Here is a 23,790-nt window from a genome sequence, read left to right as displayed (position 1 = left end):
TTATGAAAATAAAAGAGAATTTGTTTAATCAGCGTATTATTTCTATTGATGCTTTGCGTGGAATTACCATTTTTGTAATGATTTTTGTAAATGAGCTTGCGAGCATTCAAAACGTGCCACAATGGTTAAAACATATGCCTGCAGATGCCGATGCAATGACTTTTGTTGATTTAGTTTTCCCTGCTTTTTTATTCATTGTTGGAATGTCTATTCCGTTTGCTTTTAATGCCAGATTGATAAAAGGTGACAGCCCGAAAACAATTTGGACGCATACTCTTAAAAGAGCCATTGCTCTTATTGTAATTGGCGTTTTTATGGTCAATGCCGAATATGGCTACGACGCTTCTAAAATGATAATCGCACCTGCGTTTTGGGGGCTTTTAGCCTATGCGATGCCAATTCCGATTTGGAATAAATATCCAAAAGATTTTCCTCTTTGGTTAAAAAATATACTTCAATACGGAGGGATTTTAGTTCTAATAGCACTGTATTTTTTATATGTTCAAGAAACCGGAGATCGAGGAATGACTCCAAAATGGTGGGGAATACTCGGATTAATCGGTTGGGCGTACCTTTTTACAGTAGTTTATTATTGGCTAGTTTCTGGAAATTTATGGGCAATGATTGCATTTTTAGTTTTTTCTGTTGCAATGAATTCGCTTAATCTAACTGAAAACTCTTTTGTACAAAATACTTCTTGGTTAAGTTTTATAGCGGGACATTTAACACATGCTTCTTTAGCTTCAGCTGGAATAATAGTTTCGTTATTGTTTTTTGATCGAAAAATTAGTTCCAAAATCAACTGGCCTGTAATTGGTTTTGTTGGGCTATTTACGATAACGGCTATTTTGCTTCGTCCTTATTTTGGAATTTCAAAAATTAAAGGAACACCATCGTGGACGATGTTTTCGGCAGCAATATGCACCGTGTTGTTCTATTTCTTGTATTGGCTGATGGAAGTTAAAAAACAAACCAAATGGAGTGAATTTTTTATGCCTGCAGCGGCAAATCCGTTATTGATTTATATTTTGCCAGGTGTGATTTATTATTTCTGTAAAGCGTTTAATCTCCATATTATTCCCGGATATTTTAGAGAAGGAGTTCCTGGAATTATTTGGTCTCTAGTATTTTCTGTCATTATGCTTTATGTTATGAAAATCTTGAATCGATATAAGATTCAGCTACATCTTTAATGTTTCAAGTTCTGCATAAAACTTGAAACCTGAAACTTGAAACCTGAAACTCTTGGATGCGAGCCTCCTTACACACAACTGGTACCTTATTGATATGTAATTCAGATTAGTATAGAAAAATGATTGATATTCTTAATAAAATTCTAAATTTGTAAGAGAGTGTTTTTAAAATATTGTGTGTGAATGGTTTAAAAAATAAATGCATTGTAGTTTTATTTTTAATCGGATCGTTTTGTCAAGCTCAAAATGATAGCACAAATGTGGGTACACGAGATATTTTGGATGTTATACATCGAGTTTTTGATAAGCAAGACACCATTCGCCCAGAAAGAAATAAAAAACTGGCTTTTTCCTTATTGCCAGTTCCAGTTGGCGTTAATTCCAGTACAGGTTTGGTGGTTTCTTTTCTGACTACATTTTATTTAGGAGATCCCAAAACAACCAGAATGTCTCAGGTTACTTTTTCGCCTTATTTTAGTTTTAATAAGCAATTTGTATTTCCAATCCAGCCTTACATCTATTCAAAAGATAATAAATGGAGTCTTATTGGAGATTATCGATACATGATTTATCCCCAAGATACTTACGGTTTGGGCGAAGACAATTCAGATAAAGAAATGTCAACGCTCGATTACCAGCAATGGCGTTTTTATCAGTTTATTACCAGACAGGTTATTGGAAATTATCGTTTAGGAGTTGGCTTTCTTTTAGATAATTATAATAATATTTCGGAAGAATCTTATATAGATGGAGAAACCGATTATTACCAATATATGAATGGCGATTATTCTGATGAGACTTCGTTTGGTTTTGCCTTGCAAGGACTTTACGATTCGAGGGAAAACATTATTAATCCCGAAAAAGGTTTGTATGTCGAAGCCGATTTTAGAATAAATACTAGCGGTGTCGAAGGAGACAAATGGCAATCTTTGTATTTTGATGCTCGAAAATATCATTCTTTCAGTAAAACTAAACATCGGGTTTGGGCTTCAAGAGCTTTTTACTGGTCAACGTTTGGCGGAAAACCCCATTACTTAGATTTACCAAGTATTGGTTGGGATCGTGAAGGCAAAACAGGACGAGGATTTACTAAAAATAGATACCGAAGCAATGCCCTTATTTATTTTGAAACCGAATACAGAACCGACATAAGCCGAAACGGATTTTTTGGTGCTGTTTTTTTTACTAATATTTCTTCGGTTTCTAAGTTAGATACCTATCAATTTAAAAAATGGAATCCTGCGGTTGGAACCGGAATTCGTATTAAATGGAATAAACGTAATGGCAGTAATTTGGCATTAGATTACGGAATTAGTAAAAACGATTGGTCACTGCGTTTGGGGTTATCAGAAAATTTCTAACTTCGGACAAAATCTACAGATTCAATTTTTCATGCAGTTATCGGTTGTCATTTTAAATTATAATGTGCGTTACTTTCTAGAACAATGCATTTTAAGTGTTCAGGAGGCAATTGCCGAAATCGATGCAGAAATTATTGTGATTGATAATAATTCATCAGACGAAAGTGTTTTGATGATGAAAGAAAAATTTCCAGACGTAAAACTGATCGAAAACAAAGAAAATTTTGGATTCCCAAAAGGTAATAATATTGGTGTTCGTCAAGCGAAAGGAAAGTACATTTGCATTTTAAACCCAGATACCGTTGTTGCGGAAGATACTTTTACGAAGATTTTGGCTTTCGCCGAAAGGCAAAAAAATCTCGGAATTGTTGGCTGTAAATTAATTGATGGAACAGGGGAGTTTCTTCCAGAAAGTAAACGCGGAATTCCTTCGCCTTGGGTTGCTTTCACCAAAATTTTCGGATTGTATAAAGTTTTTCCCAAATCCAAACTCTTCAATCAATATTACGCACAGCATTTAGATGAAAATAAAACGGGGGAAGTAGATATTCTTGTTGGCGCTTTTATGCTTTTGAAAAAAGAGCTTTATGAAGATCTAAAAGGTTTTGATGAAGATTGTTTCATGTATGCTGATGATATCGATTTATCGTATAGAGCATTGCAAAAACAAAAGGCAAATTTTTACTTTCACGAAACTACAGTTTTGCACTATAAAGGAGAAAGCACCATAAAAGACGAAAAATATATGAAACGTTTTCAGGAAGCTATGAATTTCTTTTATCAGAAGCATTTTAAGAAATCACTGTTTTTTAGTTTCTTCATCCAAATCGGAACTTTGTTTTTCTCTTTTGTAAAAATGTTTCAAGGCAAAACAAGAATAAAACCAAATCCAGAATTGCATGTTTTTTATTCTTTAAACGAAGATTTGTCTCACAAAATAACCCTAATTTTAAAAAATAAAGTCCAGTTTTTAAAAATCCCGAAAGAAAAAATGGTAAATTCGTGCCTGATTTTTAAGGGAAAAAACGTCGAAATAATTTTGGATAATCAGTACATTTCATTCAAAAAATGTATCGAAATCATAGAAACTATTAAAGATAAGAGTATTACTTTTAAAGTTTTGCCTAAAAATACCCATTTTATTATTGGAAGTAATTCCAGAAATGACAGAGGGCAAATTATAAAAATCGAGTAAAAAATTATATTAAATGAAATTTATGTTTAAAATATTCATTAATTTCGCAATCTGAAAATCAAAAACATCTTTTAGATTAACAATATGGCAAGATTTGAATTAAAGCTTCCTAAAATGGGAGAAAGTGTCGCTGAAGCAACTATTACAAATTGGTTGAAAGAAGTTGGAGACAAAATTGAGGCTGATGAAGCTGTACTCGAAATTGCAACAGATAAAGTTGACAGCGAAGTGCCTAGTGAAGTATCAGGAATTTTAGTTGAGCAATTGTTTGGTAAAGATGATTTAGTGCAGGTAGGGCAGACTATTGCTATTATTGAAACTGAAGGCGGAGAAACAGCAACTCCAGAAGCTGCAAATACAGTTCAAGAAACTGCCGCTCCTGCAGAAGCTGCAGAAATCGAAAAAACAATCGAATCGGTTAAAGAAACGGTAACTTCTCAAGATTTCTCAGGATCAGATAAATTCTTTTCTCCATTAGTAAAAAATATTGCAAAAGAAGAAGGTCTTTCTTTAAACGAACTTGAAAACATTCCAGGTTCTGGAAAAGATGGACGTGTGACTAAAGAGGATATTCTAAAATATGTAGAAGCTCGTAAATCGGGTTCTATTCAAGCTCCGCAAACAGTTGAAGTTGCTCCAAAAGTTGTTGTAGAAACTCCAAAAGCTGAAGCTCCAAAGGCAGTTGAGCCAGTTGTTCAAAAAAGCCAGCAGGCAGTACCAGTTTCTGTAAATGGTGGTGACGAAATTGTTGAGATGGACAGAATGCGTAAACTGATTTCTGGTTACATGGTAGCATCGGTTCAGACTTCGGCTCACGTACAATCTTTCATTGAAGTAGATGTAACGAATATTGTAAAATGGAGAGATAAAGTAAAAGCAGCTTTCGAAAAAAGAGAAGGCGAGAAACTGACTTTTACTCCAATTATGATGGAAGCAGTTGCAAAAGCTTTAAAAGATTTCCCAGGAATGAATATTTCTGTTGACGGAGATTATATCATTAAAAAGAAAAATATCAATTTAGGAATGGCAGCAGCATTGCCAAACGGAAATTTAATTGTTCCTGTAATTAAAAATGCAGATCAGTTAAATCTTGTTGGAATGGCAAAAGCGGTTAACGATTTAGGAAACCGTGCAAAAGCTGGAAAACTAAAACCAGACGATACTCAAGGCGGAACTTACACGGTAACCAATGTTGGTACTTTTGGAAGCGTTTTTGGAACGCCAATTATCAATCAGCCTCAAGTTGGAATTCTAGCGCTTGGTGCTATTCGCAAAGTGCCTGCGGTTATTGAAACTCCAGAAGGTGACTTTATCGGAATTCGTCAGAAAATGTTCTTATCGCACTCTTACGATCATAGAGTCGTAGATGGTGCATTAGGAGGAAGTTTTGTGAAACGAGTAGCAGAATATTTAGAAGCTTTTGATGTAGATAGAGATTTCTAAAAATAAAGTATAAATAAATTCAAAATCCGATAGGTTTAAAACTTGTCGGATTTTTTGTTTTGTAAGAAAAGAATTAAGCAGTACTACGCAGACTTATTAAAAGCTTGTTTTTGAAAAGTTAAAATTGAGTAATTGAAAGCATTTTTCGACAAAAAAAATCAGAATAAAGAGAGATATTCCGCTTTAAAAATTACATTTGTAAACTTATAAAAATTAGAAATGGAATTAAAACTTAACAAGCCAATTTGCTTTTTTGATCTCGAAACAACGGGAATTGATATCGGTAAAGATAGAATCGTAGAAATTTCAATATTCAAAGTTTTTCCAAACGGAAACAAAGAAAGTAAAACCTGGTTGGTTAATCCAACAATTCCAATTCCTCCACAAACAACTGCAGTTCATGGTATAACAGACGAAAAAGTTGCCAATGAACCCACTTTTGCAGAACTTGCTCCGCATATTCATAATATGATAAAAGACAGTGATCTTGGCGGATTTAATTCAGATCGTTTCGATATTCCGCTGTTAGCAGAAGAATTACTTCGCGCAGGAGTTGATTTTGATATGAAAAACAAAGTTTCTGTAGATGTGCAGACTATTTTTCATAAAATGGAAGAGCGTACTTTAAGTGCTGCTTTGAAATTTTATTGTGGAAAAAGTTTAGACAATGCGCATTCGGCAGAAGCAGATACAATGGCAACATACGAAATCTTGAAAGCACAATTAGATCGTTATCCAGAATTAGAGAACGACATGAAATCTTTGTCTGAATTTACGACACGTAAAAAAATCGCCGATTTTGCAGGAATGATTGCTTTTGATAAAGATGACGAAGAAATTTTTACTTTTGGAAAACATAAAGGTGCTAAAGTGGAGAAGGTTCTAGAAACAGAACCAGGGTATTTCAGCTGGATTCAAAATGCTGATTTTCCGTTGTACACCAAAAAAGTTTTGACAGCAATTAAATTAAGAAAATTAAATACTAAATAAGTTTCTAAGATGCTAAGATTCTGAGATTCTAAGTTTTTTAGATTCTTAGTATCTTAGCATCTCAGTATCTCAGTAACTTAAAAAAGAATGAAAATTATCTGTGTCGGCAGGAATTATGCCAATCATATAGAAGAGTTGAAAAACGAACGCCCAAGCGAGCCGGTTGTTTTTATGAAGCCAGATTCAGCGGTTTTGTTGAAACAGCATCCTTTTGTTATTCCAGAGTTTTCTGAAGATGTTCATCATGAAGTCGAAATAATCGTAAAGATTAATAAGGTCGGGAAATATATTGAGCCAAAATTTGCTCATAAATATTATGATGAAATAAGTGTGGGAATAGATTTTACAGCGCGAGATCTGCAAAGTAAATTGAAAGAAAAAGGACTTCCGTGGGAAAAAGCCAAGGCCTTTGACGGTTCTGCAGTTATTGGAGATTTTTTGCCAAAAACTGATTTTGTTTCTATGGAAAATCTTAATTTTGAATTAAGAAGCAATTCGGAAACAGTTCAAAAAGGAAACTCAAGTATGATGCTTTGGAAGATCGATGAATTGATTTCTCACGTGTCTCAGTTTTTTACCTTAAAAATTGGAGATATTATTTTTACAGGAACGCCTGCAGGTGTTGCGGCTGTAAAACCAAATTATGTTTTAGAAGGCTTTTTAGAAGATAAAAAATTATTCAGAATACAAGTAAAATAATGGCTTTAAAGTACAACCTTTCGAAAGTATATGCGCTTTCAGATAACGATCCTGAATTTGTAAATCAAATTTTAACCTTATTTGTTACAGAAGTTCCAGAAGATTTAAAACAAATTAAAGAAGGAATAAAAAAGAAGGATCATAAATACGCCTATTCCTATGCTCATAAAATAAAGCCTACACTTGATTTGATGGGGTTAAATGTGGCTTTTGAAGAAATTTTGCAGGTAGAAGCTTGGACAAAAGCTGAAGGCAAGAAAAAAGATATTATCGAAACTTTTAAAAGTATTAAAGTACAAGTAAAAGAAGCGATTAAAGAAATTAAAAAAGATTTTGATCTTTAATATAAAATTTGACTTATTCCTGTTTTTATAAAAGGAATAAGTCAAAACATTTTTTAAATTTTGTAAACGGGCTTATAGTTTGTAAAAGCCGTTAATACCTTCCTCTTAGACAAAATTTAATTTTCTACTTATAAATTATTAGCTTATTTATTTAAGCGACACAAATATTTCACTGATTATGAAAGCAGCAATTATTACTATTGGAGATGAAATCTTAATTGGTCAAATCGTAGATACAAATTCAGCTTTTATTGCCAAATCACTCGATAGAATTGGAGTTGAGGTGGCAGAAATGCTATCAATAAGCGATGACAAAAAACATATTTTAGGCACTTTTGCGCAACTACAAAACAAAGTAGATGTTGTGATTGTGACAGGCGGATTAGGGCCGACCAAGGATGATGTAACAAAGAAAACTTTCTGTGAATACTTTGATGATGAATTAATTGTAGATCAAAAAGTTTTGGCGCATGTGACGGAATTAATTGAAGGGTTTTATAAAAGACCCATTTCTCAATTGAACAAAGATCAAGCTCTTGTTCCGTCAACCTGTACTGTTTTGCATAATAAAGTTGGAACTGCGCCAGGAATGTGGATGAAGAAAGAAAATACCGTATTTATTTCGCTTCCGGGAGTTCCGTACGAAATGAAATATCTGGTAGAAGAAGAAATAATTCCTAAAATTGTCCGCGAATACAAACGTCCTTACATTATTCATAAAACCATTTTGACGTATGGGCAAGGAGAAAGTTTAGTTGCGGAACGTATTGAGCAATGGGAAAACAACCTTCCTGAATTTATAAAACTGGCTTATTTGCCCAATCCAGGGCGAGTTCGTCTGCGTTTAACTGCTCGCGGGACTAATAAGGAGGAATTAGAAGAAGCGATAGAAAATAATGTGCAGTCCTTGGATGCCATCATTCACGATATAATTGTAGGTTACGAAGAGAATGAAACAATTGAAACAGTAATTGGTAAGCTGCTTTTGAAGCAAAATAAAACCATCTCAACAGTAGAAAGTTGCACAGGTGGGAGAATTGCATCATTATTGTCAGCTGTTCCAGGTTCGTCAAGCTATTTTAAAGGAAGTGTTGTTTCTTATGCGACAGAAGTCAAAATAAATGTTTTGGGAATACCGAAAAATTTAATTGATCAATTTTCGGTAGTTAGTGCTGAGGTTGCATCGGCTATGGCTTTGAGTGTTAAAGATTTGCTGAAAACCGACTATGCGATAGCAACGACGGGCAATGCAGGTCCATCAAAAGGCGATTCTGATGCTGAAATAGGCACTGTTTTTATTGCTTTGGCAACACCAGACGGGGTAATTGTCGAGGAATTTAACTTCGGACAACCTCGTGAAAAAGTGATAGATAGGGCGTCTGTCAAGAGTTTGGAAATATTACAGAAAGAAATTTTAAAATTTGTGCAATAATTTTTTGCTACAATGGTTTATTTTTCTTTTCTTTGCACCCTGATTTTGAATAACGATAAAAGATAAGTATAATGTCAAGAGTTTGTGACCTTACAGGTAAAAGAGCGATGGTAGGAAATAACGTTTCTCACGCTATGAACAAAACTAAGAGAAAGTTTTCTGTAAACTTAGTTAAAAAGCGTTTTTATCTTCCAGAAGAAGATAGATGGATTACTCTTAGAGTAGCAGCATCTACGATAAAAACAATTAATAAAAATGGAATCACTGCTGTTTTGAAAAAAGCACAGTCAGAAGGATTTATCAAATAATCTTTTCCTAAATAAATATATAGCAAGATGGCAAAGAAAGGTAATAGAATCCAAGTAATTTTAGAATGTACTGAACACAAAGCTTCTGGTGTTGCAGGAACTTCTAGATATATTACAACTAAGAACAAAAAAAATACTCCAGACAGATTAGAGATTAAAAAATTTAATCCAGTTTTAAAAAGAGTAACTGTTCACAAAGAAATTAAGTAATAATTAGAGATTTTGATTAAATCTCAAATGGTTTTTCATTTGAAGATTTAATGAATTTCAAATAACATTTGAATCATGGCAAAGAAAACCGTAGCATCGTTACAAACATCTTCTAAGAGATTATCAAAAGCCATCAAAATGGTAAAATCTCCTAAAACTGGTGCATATACATTCGTAGAATCTATTATGGCTCCTGAAGAAGTTGATGAGTTCTTGAAAAAGAAATAATTACAATTACATTATATAGAAAAGCTACTTTCTTTCGGAAGTAGCTTTTTTATTACCTATATTTGTCTAAAAATTTAAAGAATCGTAACAATTGGCCTTTTTTGGGAAAACAATTGCGCTTTCTTTAAAGATTTTGATTTCTTGCGTGAAAATCAAGAAATCTAGTAAATCTAAATAATCTACAAAAAAATGAGTTTTTTTAAAAAATTATTCTCTACCGAAAAAAAAGAGACTTTAGACAAAGGTCTTGAAAAAACGAAAACTACTTTTTTCTCGAAGTTAAGTAAAGCCGTTGCAGGGAAATCTAAAGTTGATGATGATGTTTTAGATAATCTGGAGGAAGTTCTTGTGGCTTCTGATGTTGGGGTAGATACTACTTTGAAAATTATTACAAGAATTGAAAAGCGTGTTGCTGAAGATAAATATCTAGGAACAGAAGAATTGAATCAAATTCTTCGTGATGAAATTGGTGCTTTATTATCTGAAACTAATACAGGTGAGGCAACAGAATTTGAAATTCCGAAAGATAAAAAGCCTTACGTTTTAATGGTTGTTGGAGTAAATGGAGTTGGAAAAACTACAACAATTGGTAAATTGGCTTATCAATTTAAAAAAGCGGGTCATAATGTTGTTTTAGGTGCTGCAGATACATTTCGTGCTGCTGCGATCGATCAATTGCAGGTTTGGGCAGATCGTGTAAATGTGCCTATTGTAAGACAGCAAATGGGAAGCGATCCTGCTTCTGTAGCTTTTGATACTTTACAATCTGCAGTTGCTCAAAATGCTGATATTGTAATTATCGACACAGCTGGACGTCTTCATAATAAAATCAACTTAATGAACGAGTTGACAAAAGTAAAACGTGTAATGCAGAAAGTGGTTGCTGATGCGCCTCATGATGTGCTTTTGGTCTTGGATGGCTCTACAGGTCAAAATGCTTTTGAACAAGCTAAACAATTTACGGCAGCTACAGAGGTTACTTCATTAGCTGTTACAAAATTGGATGGAACAGCAAAAGGTGGAGTGGTAATTGGAATTTCAGATCAATTTCAAATTCCTGTGAAATATATTGGTGTTGGTGAAGGAATTGAAGATTTGCAAGTCTTCAATAAATATGAATTCGTTGACAGTTTCTTTAAATAATTTACAATGAAAAATATATCAGCTTTAACTTTTTATTTTGCTAGTGTAATATCTTTTGTTCTGGCAAATGTTTTAAAAGATAAAAATCTTTCGATATATTATATTTTACTAGTTCTAGGAATTGTTTTATTCTTTTTGGGAGTTCTTAAAAGAATACGTTCTAATCGATAAATATAATTGAAAATTTATTGAGTCTTTAAATAGGATTCGTTTAGGCGTTTCTATTTAAAGACTCTTTTTTATTGGTAATGGCTGTTTTGAAAAATAGTTGAATGTGTTTTCGATTTTTATTTCTTTTGATGATTATAAGGTTATCTTTGTAGTCTGAGAAATTCTCTTTTGAAAACGGGAGTCCTAGCCCTGATGGGAGCGGCATCCTTTTGTGCCGGGGTTCGGCGCAAAAGATACAGCGGACAGCAGGAAATAGCTTCTAATTCTTCGACTTCATTCAGATTAAAAAAGAATAAATTTTAATATTTTTATTTATGAAAAACACTTTTATAGTTTTGTTTTGTTCACTTTTATTTGTGAGCTGTAAACAGGAAATAAAACCTGCAGACCTCGCCAAATTAAATGGTTATTGGGAAATTGAAAAAGTGGTTTTTGAGAAAGGCGAGGAGAAGGAATATAAAATGAACGAGACTTTTGATTTTTTTCAAATTAAAAACAATAAAGGAGTTCGAACGAAAGTGATGCCACAATTTGATGGTACATTCTTGACAACAGACACTTTTGAGAATGTTTCGGTTCGTTTTACTGGAGAACAAGTTTTCTTAGATTATAAAACGGATTATGCAAAATGGAGCGAGGAAATTATTTCGCTCTCTGATGACAAATTAGTGGTTAAAAATCCACAAAAAATTGAATATCATTATAAAAAAGCTGGACCAGTAAATTTATTAAACGATGGCGAAAAGACTAAATAACGAAAGTACTATTAGTGCTGTATTACAGCAAATTATTCAAGTGAATAAATTACAGCCAGGTATGGATCAAATTGATGTTCGTGACGCTTGGAAAAATCTTATGGGGAGCGGGGTCAATACTTATACTCGAAATGTTGTACTGAAAGGTAGTACACTTTATGTAGAATTAGGTTCGTCTGTTCTGCGCGAAGAATTAACTCATGGAAAATATAAAATTGTTAAAATGATTAATGAAGAATTGGGACGTGAGGTAGTGAAGGATGTAGTTTTACGCTGATTTCATTAGTTTTTTTTAACAAGATTAACTTTAAAAATAATTAACACTTCTATTGTGAAGTGTTTTTTTTTGCGATACATTTGAGCGTTATTTTTTGTAAGTAGCATCTTTTAGTAACCCAAAAACAATTAAAAAAACAATGAAAAAAATTTTACTTATTTTAACCGTATTATTTGCTTTTACTAGCTCTGCACAAAAGAAAAAAGTTGCTGTTGTCTCTTTTTATACAGATAAAACAATAGATCTTTCTGAGCTTGGTTTAAATGGTCTGGCTGCAGTGACAGATTTAGGAAGTAATCCGAATTTTAATTTATTGCCAATTTTGGAGAAGTATCATAATGCATTTTTCAATGATTATTCTAAAAAAATCCCATTTGATTTAATTCCTGAGACGGAGGTAACTCAAAAACAAGAATATATTGATTACGTTCCTCATTTTGATAAAGAAGGAGATGCTGGAAAATATATTATCAACTATCCTGGATACAAATATATTTATGAAGGAATAAATGGTTCTGCAAACGAAGTAGCAACAGCGACTATGTTTAAAGATAATGCTGATGGTGTTTTGTTTACTGAAATTCATTTTGCTGTAGTAAAAGGATTTGCTGTGGGTGGAACAGGAACTATTAAAATGAAAGCTTATGCAAGAATTGCTTTGTATGACAAAAATGGAAAAAAATTATTTGCTTTCAATGAAGGAGCAACATCTAAGAAAACTGGAACAATTGTAGGAGGTATTCCTGTTTTATCTTTTGATAAAGTATTACCAATGTGTGAGAGTGCATTAGATGAGCTTTTGAAAGATTTGGATGGAAGAATCGAGAAAATGGTAAAAAAGACTGCTAATACTCTATGATCAGTTCGTAATAAGAATAAAAAACCCGCTTCAATTTGGAAGCGGGTTTTTTTGTTTGATTTGTAATTCTTATTAGAATTGCTCTCTTCCTGCAAAGTGGAATGCGCTTTCGATAGCAGCGTTTTCGTCGCTGTCAGATCCGTGAACTGCATTTTCTCCAATTGAAGTAGCGTATGCTTTACGAATAGTCCCTTCAGCAGCTTCAGCTGGATTTGTAGCTCCAATTAAAGTTCTGAAATCTTCTACTGCGTTGTCTTTTTCTAAAATAGCAGCAACAATTGGTCCACGAGACATGAATTCAACTAATTCTCCGTAGAAAGGTCTTTCTGCGTGAACTGCGTAAAATGCTTTTGCATCTGCTACAGTTAATTGAGTTAATTTTAATGAAACGATTTTGAAACCACCATTAGTAATCATTGCTAAGATATTCCCGATGTGTCCGTTTGCAACAGCATCTGGTTTAATCATTGTAAAAGTTCTATTTGTTGCCATTTTATATTTTATTAAATTTTGTGCAAAAGTATACTTTTTTTATGAATTGATTTTAATTAATTCGTAATTAAAACATAGTAGAATAATGTTTTAACCAAGAATAGGTTTTTTTTGAGTCATTATGTAGAGATGCACTGCAGTGCATTTAGCACAAAGTAAATATTTAATGAAAAAAGACGCACTGCTGTGCGTCTCTACAATTGTGTTTCTGTCTATATATCGTGTAAAAATTAGACTTTAAAGATTAATTTGTTTCTGTAGAATACCCACAAAATAAATGTCCAGATTGCAACGTATGTTAATGCGCCTGCCAAAGAAGCAGTCATTGGATTGCTGAAAAATGGTGCAATTCCGAAACGGTATAGATAATCTAAGAGGTTAATTTGTTCGCCAGCAAGCGATGGATGTTGAAAACGAATGAGTACCAAAGCTTGAGGAATAATCTGTGAAGCAAAGAAAACAATCATTGGGTTTACTCCCCAAATGACAAATAGTTTAAAGCCTTTTTTGAATTCTTTTATGTCAATTATATAATATAGAGCTGTAAGACAAATTGTTGCCAATCCTGTTGTATATAAAACGTAACTGCTTGTCCAGATTGATTTGTTTATTGGAAAAACTAAATCCCAGATTAAACCGAAAAAAATTAACGCAGTGCCGATCATTCCCATTCTTTGGGCTTTTTGGATTTTAGTTACATTAAGCAGTAGAATTTGTCCGATGAATAAACCAATAATGCCGTTTACAATTGATGGCAAAGTACTTAGGATTCCTTCTGGATCCCAAGTATTGGTTTCATGGTACATATGTCCTTTCAAGAAAATGCTGTCAACCCAAGCGGCTAAATTAGTGCCTCTCTCTAAATTTGCTTCTCCAAAACCAGGAACAGGAATTAAAGTCATAACCGCCCAATACCCTAGAAGTAAAATTGCTCCCGTAATAATTTGAGTTTTTCGAGATGTCTTTAAATATAAAAGCGAAACGACAAAATAGACTACTGCAATACGCTGTAAAACTCCAGGAAGTCGAACATCTTGATAATTTTCAAATCCGCCGTAGGCTAAAATGAGATAAATAGCCAATATGCCAAATGCAAAGATATTTTTTAGACGCGTGCTAAAACTTCCCATCAAAGCATAACCAACCGCAAAAGTAATAACCAATCTTCCAATTAGAAGCGGAATTCCTTCTAATCCAAAAAGCTGAATTTTTCCGAAAAAATTAAAGAAAATCCCCAAACAGAACATTCTTAAAGAACGAATCAGGATTTTGTTAAATGTTGTTTCGTCATACTTTTTCTCTGGCATTGCAAGCGGTACAGCAACTCCCATTATAAAAATAAAAAACGGGAATACAAGATCGGTTGGTGTACAGCCATTCCAGTGCGCGTGTAAAAGCGGAGGATAAACATTTCCCCAATCACCTGGATTGTTTACAATAGTCATTAATAGAATTGTCAGTCCGCGAAAGACATCAAGCGAAATTAATCGTTCTCTTACCATTAGGTTAGTTAGTTAATAGGTTATAAAATATAATTCTATTTGGTTTGAGAGAGTACAGGTTTAGAAAATGTGCTGGTTATTTGTTTCTAAATCTGTACTTTTTAATTTCTAAAGATAATTATTTTAGATTATTATGATGTCAAAATTATGTTCTAAAGGTTTTAATTTCTGAATTAAAAGCGGAATCAATTGTTCTCCTTTTTCTAAATAAAATTCAGAAAAATTGGCTTGGCGCTCTTGAAGGCTGTTGTTTGGAAATAATTCGCATTGCAAATCGGTTACACGCTCCAATTGATCGGCTAGTTTTCTTTTTTGTGCTTTTAACAAACGTTTTTCTAGATTTTCTAAACCTTTCTTTTGTTTTACTTCTTGAGCTTTAACTGCTCCAGAAAAAGATTTATCGGTCTTTTCGGCCAATTCAAAAAGATAAGCAAACTGTTTTTCAAGCGCTTCTTTTTGAGGAGTTAAATCTATTGGAAACGGAGAAAGTTTATGCGTAATTTCATTGACTAAATTCTCTGATTTACTGAATAAATCTTTCCAAGTTAAATTTAAATTATCGGCTTTTTTAACTTGTTTTTCGGTTGCTAAAAGAACTGAATTTCGAACTAATAATATTGGGAAAGTAATGTTTGCTGCCTCAAAGAAAGCTTTTAATTCTAACCAATAAGCAATTTCCCCGCCTCCGCCAATGTAGCAAAGATTAGGAAGAATAATTTCCTGATATAGCGGACGCATAATTACATTGGGACTGAATTTTTCAGGATTGCTTTCTAATAGTTTTAGAATTTCTTCTTTCGAAAATGAAATTCTAGTGTTGTTAACCAGGTATTTATCATTTTCAAAAATGATTCTTTCTCGCAGTTTATCTTCAATGTAAAATAAATTTATTTCACGAGGATTTACTTGAACAGTATAGGCAGAAAGTGCTTCAATTGATTTTTGAACGGCTTTAAATGAAGTCTGATTTTCTAATTCTTCTTTTACAAACGGAATAAAAGCACGTTTTAAATTGGTGTCGTCTGCATCTATAATTACTAAGCCATAGCTTGAAAAAAGCGCATTGGCCAAAAAGCGAGTTGCATCGGCTAGATTTTCGTGTTTTAAATACGCATTTTCAAAAAGCTTCTTAAGTGCGTTTGCATTGGTGCTTGAACCTAATTCTTGAGAGTAAATTTCAAACAAATTTTCTAAGCCTTCAGTTGAAAGCCTTCCAACGGGACCGGTACTTTCTGCATTCCAACGGATTTTTTTTCCTTTAAAATTAAAATAATTAATTTCTTCAAAATCGTGATCTTCAGTCGCCATCCAATAAACTGGAACAAAATTGTATGAAGGATATTTCGATTTTAATTCTTTAGTTAAATTAATCGTAGAGATGATTTTATATAAAAAATATAACGGTCCGCTAAATAGATTTAGCTGATGTCCGGTTGTAATGGTAAATGTATTTTCGAGTTTTAAAAGCGCAATATTATGTTGAGTGGATTCCGAAATTACAATATTTTGATATTGTTTTTCCAGCGTTTCAACCAATGCAGTTCTATTGTTATGATCAAAATTGGCTGATTTTTCAGCTATTTGTTTTTCAAAATTTTCTAGGCTTGGAAAATGGTTGTACAGCGGTTTTAACTCTGGTTTCTGATCTAAGTAATCTTGCATTAATTTAGAGAAATATCCAGAAGATTGAAAGCTGATACAGTCGGTAGGCATAATTTTAAATTTATTTTTGACAGCTGTAAATTTAATGAAAATATACAGTTAAAAACGCTTTTAACGAATGCTTAAGATTTGATTTTTAATTTTTGTTTTAAAGTACCTTAAATCAAGTTTTTAAATTGAAGTAAAATTCATGTTTTTAAAATGGAAAAAACATCATATTTGTTAAAAAACGTATGATGTTTTAAAACTAATTCTTTGAAATATGAATTATTAATAATGAAACTATATTTTTGTAATCAAAAAAAAAGTTATATCTATTTTACATGAAAACTAACGAGAATAAAAAGAACTCTCTAAAACATGTTCTTTTTGGAAGCCTTATTGGTACCACAATTGAATTTTTTGATTTTTATATTTATGCCAATGCAGCAGTGTTGGTCTTTCCTCAATTATTTTTTCCTAGTTCAGATTCGACAATGGCGACTCTGGAATCTTTAGCCACTTTCTCTATTGCCTTTTTGTCGCGCCCTTTAGGTTCGGCATTTTTTGGTCATTATGGTGATAAGATCGGACGTAAGTTTACTCTTGTTGCAGCTTTATTGACAATGGGAATTTCTACAGTAACAATAGGATTTTTGCCAAGCTATGCGAGTATTGGTGTAGCCGCTCCGTTATTATTAATGCTTTGCCGATTCGGACAAGGTGTTGGTTTAGGAGGCGAGTGGGGAGGCGCTGTTTTATTGGCGATAGAAAATGCACCACCAAATAAACGTGCTTGGTACGGAATGTTTCCACAATTAGGCGCTCCAATAGGATTATTGCTTTCTGGTGGAACTTTCTTGTTATTGACAGATTCTATGAGTAATGAAGATTTTATGAATTATGGTTGGAGAATTCCTTTTATTGCCAGTGCATTTTTAGTGATAGTTGGTTTTTATATTAGGACTAAAATTACAGAAACGCCTTCGTTTGAAAATGCCAAAAAAGAGGAAGAAGAGGTAAAAGTTCCTTTTCTGGAATTAGTAAAATCATACAAAAATCAGTTGATTTTTGGAACATTCGCGGCAATAACAACATTTTTGGTTTTCTATTTAATGACCGTATTTACACTTAGCTGGGCTACTTCAGATTTAGGAATTGTAAAAAGAGACGGATTATTGATTCAATTATTCTCAGTATTGTTTTTTGCGCTTTTTATTCCGGTTTCTGCGGTTGTGGCCGACAAGATTGGTCGCCGCAAAATGCTTATCGTCGCAACTGCGGCTATTGCCGTTTTCGGATTTTTCTTTTCTTACTTTTTAAGCTCTGGAAATATCGTTTTGGTTACTATTTTTGCCTGCATCGGAATGTCATTAATGGGTTTTACTTACGGACCTTTGGGAACTTTTCTGTCTGAATTATTTCCAACAAATGTTCGTTATTCTGGAGCCTCTTTGACTTTTAATATGGCGGGAATTTTAGGCGCTGCCTTTGCACCAATGATAGCAATTTTGCTGGCTAAAACCTATGATGTGAGTTATGTAGGTTTCTATTTGGTAACTGCGGCACTTATATCTTTAGTTTCATTTTTGGTGATTAGTAAAGACGAACATAAGTTTTAGGTTATAGATTTAAAATATTTTAAAAGCAGTAATGTAAAAAATTACTGCTTTTTTTTGTTTGTTAGAAAAGTATTTAGATATTTGTCTAAATATATAAATGTAATGAATGATATTTTTAAAGCATTAAATGATGCCACTAGAAGAGAGATTCTGGATCTTTTAAAGGAGAAGGATCTATCTGCAGGAGAGATTGCAGACGCTTTTAATATTTCTAAACCGAGTATTTCACATCATTTGGATATTTTAAAACGGGCGGATTTAATTACATCTGAAAAAAACGGACAATTCATCATTTACTCCATCAATACCACTATAATGGAAGATGTTTTACAATGGATACTAACCTTTAAACAATAATAATATGAATCTAGAATTAAAAAAAGAACTCCCTATAATTGGAATTGTTTTGATTCCTTTTATTTATTTGGCAACAGTTTGGAATAGTCTTCCCCAGAGAGTTCCTATACATTGGAATTACGAAGGGCAGATTGACAATTGGGGAGATAAGATTAGTTTACTGTTTCTAGTTTTTTTGCTTCCTGTTTTAATGTATGGTGTAATGACCGCAGCATCTAAAATTGATCCTAAAAAAAGAATTTCATTAATGGGGAGAAAGTTTTATCAGCTTAAGTTTTTCTTGGTTTTATTTATGTCTTTGCTGGCTACATTTATTGTTTACATCACCAAAAACCAATCTTTTTCTCACCCCGGGTTAATGTATGTCGCGGTTGGAGTTTTATTAATAGTATTTGGAAACTATTTTAAAGTTATTCAGCCTAATTATTTTATCGGCATTCGAACTCCGTGGACTTTAGAAAATCAGCAGGTGTGGAAAGCTACTCATTCCTTTGCAGGAAAATTATGGCTTGCGGCTGGCTTTATTTTTATCTTGGGAGGCTTGTTGTTTTCGGGATTTAATTTTTCTAAAATTTTTGTAGGTATTGGCGTTACCATTGCTTTTGTTCCTATTATTTATTCTTATTTTAAGTTTAAAAGTTTAGAAAAAAAAGAAAACAACCTTTAAGTAATTAAGCATCGAAATGAAAAAAATAATACTTTTTATATTGATAATTTTTAGTTCTTCAAAATCGTTAGGACAAGATATTTCAGGACAATGGAATGGTGTTTTAAAAATTCAAAATAATGAGCTAAGAGTTCTATTTAATATTACTAAAACAGAAAAAGGGTATAGTTCTACGGTAGATAGTCCGGATCAAAATGCAAAAGGAATTCCTGTTGCATCTACTACTTTTGAAAATTCGGTATTGAAATTAGATATTGCAAGTATAGGTGGTTTATACGAAGGAAGGTTAGGTGCTGATAATATTTTTGTTGGGAAATTGATTCAAAACGGACATACATTAGATCTTAATTTATCAAAAGGGAATGCTGAAATTATAAGACCTCAGGAATCTAAACAGCCATTTCCTTATTATACAGAAGAGGTGAAATTTGAAAATAAAACAGATAAAGTGACTCTAGCAGGGACGTTATCAATGCCTAAAAAAGAAGGTAATTTTCCTGTAGTTATTTTGATTTCTGGAAGTGGCGCGCAAAATCGAGATGAAGAAATGCTAGGGCACAAACCATTTTTAGTTTTAGCAGATTATCTTACCAAAAAAGGAATAGCTGTTTTACGTTTTGATGATCGTGGTTTTGGTCAATCTACAGGCGATTTTAAAAAAGCAACTACTATGGATTTTGCAAAAGATGTACAAGCTGGGGTAGACTATTTGAAAACGAGAAAAGAAATCGATAAAAATAAGATTGGTTTGATCGGACATAGCGAAGGCGGTATAATTGCTCCAATGATAGCTGGAAATTCTAAAGATGTTAAATTTATAGTTCTACTTGCAGGACCAGGAATTCGAGGCGATAAATTGCTACTACTGCAAAGAGAATTACTAGAAAAACAAATGGGAGTTCCAGATGCGGTGGTAGAGCAGAGTAAAGAAAATTTTAAAGGTGCTTATGATCTTATTATTCAAAGCACTGTTAATGATGATGATTTGAAAGCCAAAGTCAATTCGTATTTTAAATTAAAATTAGGGAATGATGATATGGCTAAAACCACTACAGATCAAGTTACAAGTCCGTGGTATTATGCTCTTGTAAAACTTGATCCAAAGCCTTTTTTAGAAAAAGTAAAATGTCCAGTTTTGGCACTTAACGGAAGTAAAGATTTGCAGGTTCCAGCTCAAGTTAATCTTGAAAACATTAAAAAAGCCTTGACAGAAGCAGGAAATAAGAAAGTAACCATTAAAGAATTACCAAATTTAAATCACTTATTTCAAGAATGTAAGACAGGTTCTCCAACTGAATATGCCACTATTGAACAAACTTTTTCGCCAATAGCTTTAGAAGAAATTTCGAGTTGGGTTTTAATGCAAACGAAATAAAATTATGTAATCGCAAAGATGTATACAGTTCAAAGAAGTTCTTTTCGGTATAAATCTTTGCGATTTTATTTTTATCGTTTTAAAGAAAAATGACCTCTATATTCTGTCCCATTCATTTTTATAACCGTAAACCAATAGTCTGATGCAGGTAGTTGATTTCCAAGATAAGTTCCATTCCAAGAATTGTTTAATGCCAATTCTTTAACTAATCTTCCGTACCGATCAAATATTCTAATAGACGAATTAGGAGCTAAATAAGCAGGATCAATTGTCCACGTGTCATTATAACCATCTCCATTTGGAGTAAAGAATTTTGGGAAAGGAAGCTCCTCAGTCAAATTGACGCAATCTCTACTTTTTGCTTCTAGAATGACTATTGCTACAGGAATTCTATCGCTTTCACAACCACTTATGGTTTGAGAAGCATAATAGGTAATTCCGTTTTCAAGTGCAGTTGATTCTGCTAAACTACTTGTAGAAGAATAACTTTCATACCATTTGACGTTTTGGCCATCAATTATGATATCACTAATTTTTACATTTTTTTGAATACAGAATTCCTGTGGAGAATTTGCAATCGGACTCGGTGTGTCTTGTATTTTTACTGTAATTGGTAATCTTTCACTTTCGCAATCGTTTTGTGCTTGCGAAACATAATAAATACGACTTTCCAATAAAGTTGTTTCTGGCAAAATAGATGCTGAAAAAAAAGTATCAAACCATTTTATATTTTGCCCAATAATTGGAATATCATTTAAAGTTGCGTTTTGCTGTACGCAAAATGTATGTGAAGAATTTACTTCAGGAAGTTGATTCGTAATAATAACGGTTTGATTTTGAGATGATACATTTCCGTTTCCATCATCATAATCCCATTTTATGGTATAAGTTCCAGGAATAGAATAAGATAAAGGATCCGCGGTTGTGGCAGTAATTGTTCCAGCACATTTATCTGTGGCTGTTGGAAATATTTTTACTTCAGTATGACAATCTCCCGATATAGTGGGAAGATCCGGAATGTTTGCAACTGGAGCTTGTATATCTCCAATTACAACATCAAAAGTGTATGTTTTTTCACAGTTGCAATCATCGCTTACCACTAAATGGTATTGTCCATTATTTACACTTGATGGATTTGTAATGATTGGATTAGATAGAGTACTTGTGAAACCATTTGGTCCAGTCCATAAATAATTATATCCAGAATTAGAATCAGCTTTAAAAGATAATGTTTCGCCAAGACATACAGGTGAATTTGTTGACGGATGCACATCAATGTTACAACTTTTTTCTTCAGAAAAATTGATTAAATAAAAATTCTTTCTTCCGTTAAGATTTTGCTGATAAGAATTCGAATCTGTTATTTTGTTATTTTCAACAGGTGTATCTGCAAAGACAGCATCTTGGGCTGTAGTTCCTCCAATAACAATATTATTATTTTCAAAACAAATTTTGTTTTCAGAATACTGATCGAATCCATTAACATAAGTTCCAAAAACTAAACTACCAGATTTAGTAAATTTTCCGATATAACCCTCTGCAAATCCTTTTCTTTTATAGGCGCATGGAGTAGTTATCGATTGATCGCCACCTTCGCCACCAATGTAAATGTGATTGTTTTTAAAAATTAATGAATATACAGCCGATGATGTTCCTAGATAGGTTCCCCAAATTCGCTGGCCATCTTTATTTAGTTTTGCTAAAAAACCAGTTTGACTCCATCTATTATAGTCATCAAAACTTCCTGGCGAGGCAATATTATCATCATTGTCACTTCCGAATAAATCTCCTCCAATGTAAACATTGTTTTCGTCATCATTTACAACAGCTTTTATTCTATTGCCAGAACCATAATAAGTGCTCCAAATTCTATTTCCATCCAAACTGAATTTATAAACCGTACCATTTACACCATTTTTATAATTGGTTTCTTGAAATGTTCCAGGGGTAGAAATATAATTTAAACTAAAAGTTTTTCCTCCTAAAATAAGATAGTCAGATGCGACTTTTATAGTATGTAAATAATCATTGCTTTCCCCGCCTACATAGGTACTCCAAACAAGATCGCCACTAGGGTTAAACTTAGTCAAAAAACCATCGAACGAACTATTTCCAGGCATGCCAGAGTGATTTAATAAAGGCTGAAAAGTATTGTTTGTAGAAAATCCAATGTAACTGTTTGTGCTTCCTACAATATAGATATTATCATTACTATCAATATCTACATCTTCGGCAGAATCTGTACCAGAATTACCCATGTATGTTGCCCATAATCTCGTTCCAGAGGAGTTAAATTTTGCAAGAAATGCATAAGTAGTGTTACTTGTTGTAGTTTGAATATAAGCCCCAGTTGTAGATATGTTTCTTTTACTATCTGTACTTCCAGTAATTACAACATTATTTTGTTTGTCAATCTTTAGACCAAATGCTCGATCCCAACCTTCCCCACCATAAAAAGTACCCCAAACTCTTTTTCCTGAAGAATCAAATTTTACAATTATTGCGTCAGATTGCATATTTCTAGAATCGAAAGCAGTGGTCTGATGGGCTCCAGATGTAGCATAAATTCCTGATGTACTGCTCGTGTAGCCCGTAAAATAGATATTGCCAAAACTGTCAGTGTCTATATCTCCAAAGTAATTTGATTCGCCTTCACCATAATAAGTTCCCCATAATCTTACCGGAGTAGGATCAATAACAACTGTTTTACCCGCTAAGAAATTTGCAGAACGAAATCCATAAACATCTTTTTTTAGCTTTTGATATCCAATAATTATTTCTTTTTTTCGTCCTTTTTCTTCAATCCAGCTAGCAGGAATTGTTTCTTCCATTTTTCCAAAACGAACATTCATTTTGATTTTATTATCGACTAAATCGGTTTTGGCACCGTTAAATTTTAATTGAATATCAGAGATTTTTCCCCTTGGATGAATAACAAAATTGTATTCAACAGCTTTTTTAGGATCTTCGGGAATTGTAAAAACGACATCAATATTAGGATAGATATTTTTATAGGTAATCTGTTTATACTGATGAACTCCCAGAACGCCTTCTGGTTGATTTGGAACGTTATAATAATTGTCAAAATCAGCTGATTTTTGTTCCGTAATTAATTCAACTTTAGAATTTGAATTGACAAAATCAATGTCTACCCTATGAAAAATATATTCTAGATTAAAATCGTCTTTTTCTGTATTATCTTTTTCGGTAAATAGTTTTGCTGTTGACGAACGAACAATTGGCGTCTTTTTTACTTCATAAATATCATAAGAAAATCCATTTTTCTTTAACTGAACATTTAAACCTCCCGAATTCAGTAAATACTTAACGTCGGTATTAGGTTTGCCATTCTGATCGATAATTTGACCTTTATTTTCTTTAAAACCAATTGATTGATTTTTGTTTTGTGAAAACAATTGTAGCGTTAATAAGAAAAAAAGTAAAAGTAATCTATGTTTCATTAGAGTAATTTGGATTGCGACAAATGTAATTAAATGTTTACAAATTCAAATCAAAAATTGAAACG

At 32.9% G+C, this 23,790-nt stretch carries 24 protein-coding genes; 20 read left to right on the top strand and 4 right to left on the bottom strand.

The window, feature by feature from the left end; all coding sequences use genetic code 11:
- Positions 1 to 2: 2 nt before the first annotated feature.
- From AC3Y25_RS07155 to AC3Y25_RS07080, 16 genes are all read left to right on the top strand, one after another.
- Positions 3 to 1,193: a DUF5009 domain-containing protein gene (locus AC3Y25_RS07155; protein WP_489902250.1), complete on the top strand. Its 1,191-nt coding sequence runs from the start codon at positions 3 to 5 to the stop codon at positions 1,191 to 1,193.
- A 179-nt stretch (positions 1,194 to 1,372) separates the two neighbouring features.
- Positions 1,373 to 2,554, top strand: a complete 1,182-nt coding sequence (locus AC3Y25_RS07150; protein ID WP_489902249.1) for a BamA/TamA family outer membrane protein — start codon at positions 1,373 to 1,375, stop codon at positions 2,552 to 2,554.
- A 31-nt stretch (positions 2,555 to 2,585) separates the two neighbouring features.
- Entirely contained in the window at positions 2,586 to 3,749 is a 1,164-nt protein-coding gene (locus AC3Y25_RS07145; RefSeq protein ID WP_489902248.1) for a glycosyltransferase family 2 protein, read from the top strand.
- A gap of 84 nt (positions 3,750 to 3,833) precedes the next feature.
- A complete protein-coding gene (locus AC3Y25_RS07140) occupies positions 3,834 to 5,192 on the top strand; it encodes a dihydrolipoamide acetyltransferase family protein (RefSeq protein WP_489902247.1) in 1,359 nt (452 codons plus the stop codon).
- Between the two features lie 219 nt (positions 5,193 to 5,411).
- Complete coding sequence (locus AC3Y25_RS07135; RefSeq protein ID WP_095931062.1) at positions 5,412 to 6,182, top strand: 3'-5' exonuclease; 771 nt, start codon at positions 5,412 to 5,414, stop codon at positions 6,180 to 6,182.
- 87 nt (positions 6,183 to 6,269) lie between these two features.
- Positions 6,270 to 6,881: a fumarylacetoacetate hydrolase family protein gene (locus tag AC3Y25_RS07130; protein ID WP_489902246.1), complete on the top strand. Its 612-nt coding sequence runs from the start codon at positions 6,270 to 6,272 to the stop codon at positions 6,879 to 6,881.
- Positions 6,881 to 7,225, top strand: a complete 345-nt coding sequence (locus AC3Y25_RS07125) for an Hpt domain-containing protein (protein WP_008468078.1) — start codon at positions 6,881 to 6,883, stop codon at positions 7,223 to 7,225. The genes AC3Y25_RS07130 and AC3Y25_RS07125 overlap by 1 nt, the downstream gene beginning before the upstream one ends.
- Positions 7,226 to 7,403: 178 nt before the next feature.
- Positions 7,404 to 8,657 (top strand): CinA family nicotinamide mononucleotide deamidase-related protein, encoded by a 1,254-nt coding sequence (locus AC3Y25_RS07120; protein WP_489902245.1) that lies wholly within the window; start codon positions 7,404 to 7,406, stop codon positions 8,655 to 8,657.
- A 71-nt stretch (positions 8,658 to 8,728) separates the two neighbouring features.
- Entirely contained in the window at positions 8,729 to 8,965 is a 237-nt protein-coding gene (gene rpmB / locus AC3Y25_RS07115) for a 50S ribosomal protein L28 (RefSeq protein ID WP_008468080.1), read from the top strand.
- 27 nt (positions 8,966 to 8,992) lie between these two features.
- Complete coding sequence (rpmG, locus tag AC3Y25_RS07110; protein WP_011963553.1) at positions 8,993 to 9,175, top strand: 50S ribosomal protein L33; 183 nt, start codon at positions 8,993 to 8,995, stop codon at positions 9,173 to 9,175.
- 75 nt (positions 9,176 to 9,250) lie between these two features.
- On the top strand, positions 9,251 to 9,403 hold the full coding sequence (locus tag AC3Y25_RS07105) for a DUF4295 domain-containing protein (protein WP_008468081.1): 153 nt from the start codon (positions 9,251 to 9,253) through the stop codon (positions 9,401 to 9,403).
- 189 nt (positions 9,404 to 9,592) lie between these two features.
- Positions 9,593 to 10,546 carry a signal recognition particle-docking protein FtsY gene (gene ftsY / locus AC3Y25_RS07100; protein ID WP_489902244.1) on the top strand — a complete coding sequence of 318 codons (954 nt, stop codon included), beginning with the start codon at positions 9,593 to 9,595 and terminating at the stop codon, positions 10,544 to 10,546.
- Between the two features lie 6 nt (positions 10,547 to 10,552).
- Positions 10,553 to 10,717: a hypothetical protein gene (locus AC3Y25_RS07095; protein ID WP_427874945.1), complete on the top strand. Its 165-nt coding sequence runs from the start codon at positions 10,553 to 10,555 to the stop codon at positions 10,715 to 10,717.
- Between the two features lie 314 nt (positions 10,718 to 11,031).
- Positions 11,032 to 11,472, top strand: coding sequence for a lipocalin-like domain-containing protein (locus tag AC3Y25_RS07090; protein WP_320492327.1), 441 nt, complete (start codon positions 11,032 to 11,034; stop codon positions 11,470 to 11,472).
- On the top strand, positions 11,453 to 11,749 hold the full coding sequence (locus AC3Y25_RS07085) for a DciA family protein (RefSeq protein ID WP_095931056.1): 297 nt from the start codon (positions 11,453 to 11,455) through the stop codon (positions 11,747 to 11,749). Before AC3Y25_RS07090 ends, AC3Y25_RS07085 begins: the two co-directional genes overlap by 20 nt.
- 139 nt (positions 11,750 to 11,888) lie before the next feature.
- On the top strand, positions 11,889 to 12,608 hold the full coding sequence (locus tag AC3Y25_RS07080) for a hypothetical protein (protein WP_489902243.1): 720 nt from the start codon (positions 11,889 to 11,891) through the stop codon (positions 12,606 to 12,608).
- Positions 12,609 to 12,680: 72 nt separating this feature from the next.
- Here AC3Y25_RS07080 and AC3Y25_RS07075 read toward each other — a convergent pair whose 3' ends face one another.
- The 3 genes from AC3Y25_RS07075 to bshC all read right to left on the bottom strand — a co-directional run bounded on the left by AC3Y25_RS07075 (position 12,681) and on the right by bshC (position 16,315).
- Complete coding sequence (locus AC3Y25_RS07075) at positions 12,681 to 13,100, bottom strand: nucleoside-diphosphate kinase (RefSeq protein WP_012026941.1); 420 nt, start codon at positions 13,098 to 13,100, stop codon at positions 12,681 to 12,683.
- A gap of 230 nt (positions 13,101 to 13,330) precedes the next feature.
- Positions 13,331 to 14,602 carry an acyltransferase family protein gene (locus tag AC3Y25_RS07070; protein ID WP_489902242.1) on the bottom strand — a complete coding sequence of 424 codons (1,272 nt, stop codon included), beginning with the start codon at positions 14,600 to 14,602 and terminating at the stop codon, positions 13,331 to 13,333.
- 123 nt (positions 14,603 to 14,725) lie between these two features.
- The gene (gene bshC / locus AC3Y25_RS07065) at positions 14,726 to 16,315 is read right to left on the bottom strand and encodes a bacillithiol biosynthesis cysteine-adding enzyme BshC (RefSeq protein WP_489902241.1); all 1,590 of its coding nucleotides are present in this window, start codon (positions 16,313 to 16,315) and stop codon (positions 14,726 to 14,728) included.
- A gap of 272 nt (positions 16,316 to 16,587) precedes the next feature.
- Here bshC and AC3Y25_RS07060 point away from each other — a divergent pair, with 272 nt between their 5' ends.
- From AC3Y25_RS07060 to AC3Y25_RS07045, 4 genes are all read left to right on the top strand, one after another.
- Complete coding sequence (locus tag AC3Y25_RS07060; RefSeq protein WP_489902240.1) at positions 16,588 to 17,865, top strand: MFS transporter; 1,278 nt, start codon at positions 16,588 to 16,590, stop codon at positions 17,863 to 17,865.
- 102 nt (positions 17,866 to 17,967) lie between these two features.
- Positions 17,968 to 18,222: an autorepressor SdpR family transcription factor gene (locus AC3Y25_RS07055; RefSeq protein ID WP_250837105.1), complete on the top strand. Its 255-nt coding sequence runs from the start codon at positions 17,968 to 17,970 to the stop codon at positions 18,220 to 18,222.
- Positions 18,223 to 18,226: 4 nt separating this feature from the next.
- On the top strand, positions 18,227 to 18,889 hold the full coding sequence (locus AC3Y25_RS07050) for an SdpI family protein (protein WP_489902239.1): 663 nt from the start codon (positions 18,227 to 18,229) through the stop codon (positions 18,887 to 18,889).
- Between the two features lie 16 nt (positions 18,890 to 18,905).
- Positions 18,906 to 20,264 carry an alpha/beta hydrolase family protein gene (locus AC3Y25_RS07045; protein ID WP_489902238.1) on the top strand — a complete coding sequence of 453 codons (1,359 nt, stop codon included), beginning with the start codon at positions 18,906 to 18,908 and terminating at the stop codon, positions 20,262 to 20,264.
- A 71-nt stretch (positions 20,265 to 20,335) separates the two neighbouring features.
- Here the strand turns inward: AC3Y25_RS07045 and AC3Y25_RS07040 are convergent, their stop codons facing one another.
- A complete protein-coding gene (locus tag AC3Y25_RS07040) occupies positions 20,336 to 23,725 on the bottom strand; it encodes a DUF7948 domain-containing protein (protein WP_489902237.1) in 3,390 nt (1,129 codons plus the stop codon).
- Positions 23,726 to 23,790 lie beyond the last annotated feature (65 nt).

Source organism: Flavobacterium sp. LK-23 (genome assembly GCF_058135255.1).
The sequence above is the reverse complement of the archived record's forward strand: the minus strand, read 5'-3'. Positions and strand labels throughout refer to the sequence as shown.

Bases quoted from the DNA above. Each gene is read 5' to 3' on its own strand.
- rpmG (WP_011963553.1), top strand. From the start codon at position 8,993: ATGGCAAAGAAAGGTAATAGAATCCAAGTAATTTTAGAATGTACTGAA.
- AC3Y25_RS07130 (WP_489902246.1), top strand. From the start codon at position 6,270: ATGAAAATTATCTGTGTCGGCAGGAATTATGCCAATCATATAGAAGAG.
- AC3Y25_RS07045 (WP_489902238.1), top strand. From the start codon at position 18,906: ATGAAAAAAATAATACTTTTTATATTGATAATTTTTAGTTCTTCAAAA.
- AC3Y25_RS07080 (WP_489902243.1), top strand. From the start codon at position 11,889: ATGAAAAAAATTTTACTTATTTTAACCGTATTATTTGCTTTTACTAGC.
- AC3Y25_RS07040 (WP_489902237.1), bottom strand. From the start codon at position 23,725: ATGAAACATAGATTACTTTTACTTTTTTTCTTATTAACGCTACAATTG.
- AC3Y25_RS07075 (WP_012026941.1), bottom strand. From the start codon at position 13,100: ATGGCAACAAATAGAACTTTTACAATGATTAAACCAGATGCTGTTGCA.
- AC3Y25_RS07155 (WP_489902250.1), top strand. From the start codon at position 3: ATGAAAATAAAAGAGAATTTGTTTAATCAGCGTATTATTTCTATTGAT.
- AC3Y25_RS07135 (WP_095931062.1), top strand. From the start codon at position 5,412: ATGGAATTAAAACTTAACAAGCCAATTTGCTTTTTTGATCTCGAAACA.
- AC3Y25_RS07105 (WP_008468081.1), top strand. From the start codon at position 9,251: ATGGCAAAGAAAACCGTAGCATCGTTACAAACATCTTCTAAGAGATTA.
- AC3Y25_RS07140 (WP_489902247.1), top strand. From the start codon at position 3,834: ATGGCAAGATTTGAATTAAAGCTTCCTAAAATGGGAGAAAGTGTCGCT.
- AC3Y25_RS07120 (WP_489902245.1), top strand. From the start codon at position 7,404: ATGAAAGCAGCAATTATTACTATTGGAGATGAAATCTTAATTGGTCAA.
- AC3Y25_RS07090 (WP_320492327.1), top strand. From the start codon at position 11,032: ATGAAAAACACTTTTATAGTTTTGTTTTGTTCACTTTTATTTGTGAGC.
- AC3Y25_RS07095 (WP_427874945.1), top strand. From the start codon at position 10,553: ATGAAAAATATATCAGCTTTAACTTTTTATTTTGCTAGTGTAATATCT.
- AC3Y25_RS07145 (WP_489902248.1), top strand. From the start codon at position 2,586: ATGCAGTTATCGGTTGTCATTTTAAATTATAATGTGCGTTACTTTCTA.
- AC3Y25_RS07070 (WP_489902242.1), bottom strand. From the start codon at position 14,602: ATGGTAAGAGAACGATTAATTTCGCTTGATGTCTTTCGCGGACTGACA.
- AC3Y25_RS07055 (WP_250837105.1), top strand. From the start codon at position 17,968: ATGAATGATATTTTTAAAGCATTAAATGATGCCACTAGAAGAGAGATT.
- AC3Y25_RS07125 (WP_008468078.1), top strand. From the start codon at position 6,881: ATGGCTTTAAAGTACAACCTTTCGAAAGTATATGCGCTTTCAGATAAC.
- AC3Y25_RS07085 (WP_095931056.1), top strand. From the start codon at position 11,453: ATGGCGAAAAGACTAAATAACGAAAGTACTATTAGTGCTGTATTACAG.
- rpmB (WP_008468080.1), top strand. From the start codon at position 8,729: ATGTCAAGAGTTTGTGACCTTACAGGTAAAAGAGCGATGGTAGGAAAT.
- ftsY (WP_489902244.1), top strand. From the start codon at position 9,593: ATGAGTTTTTTTAAAAAATTATTCTCTACCGAAAAAAAAGAGACTTTA.
- bshC (WP_489902241.1), bottom strand. From the start codon at position 16,315: ATGCCTACCGACTGTATCAGCTTTCAATCTTCTGGATATTTCTCTAAA.
- AC3Y25_RS07050 (WP_489902239.1), top strand. From the start codon at position 18,227: ATGAATCTAGAATTAAAAAAAGAACTCCCTATAATTGGAATTGTTTTG.
- AC3Y25_RS07060 (WP_489902240.1), top strand. From the start codon at position 16,588: ATGAAAACTAACGAGAATAAAAAGAACTCTCTAAAACATGTTCTTTTT.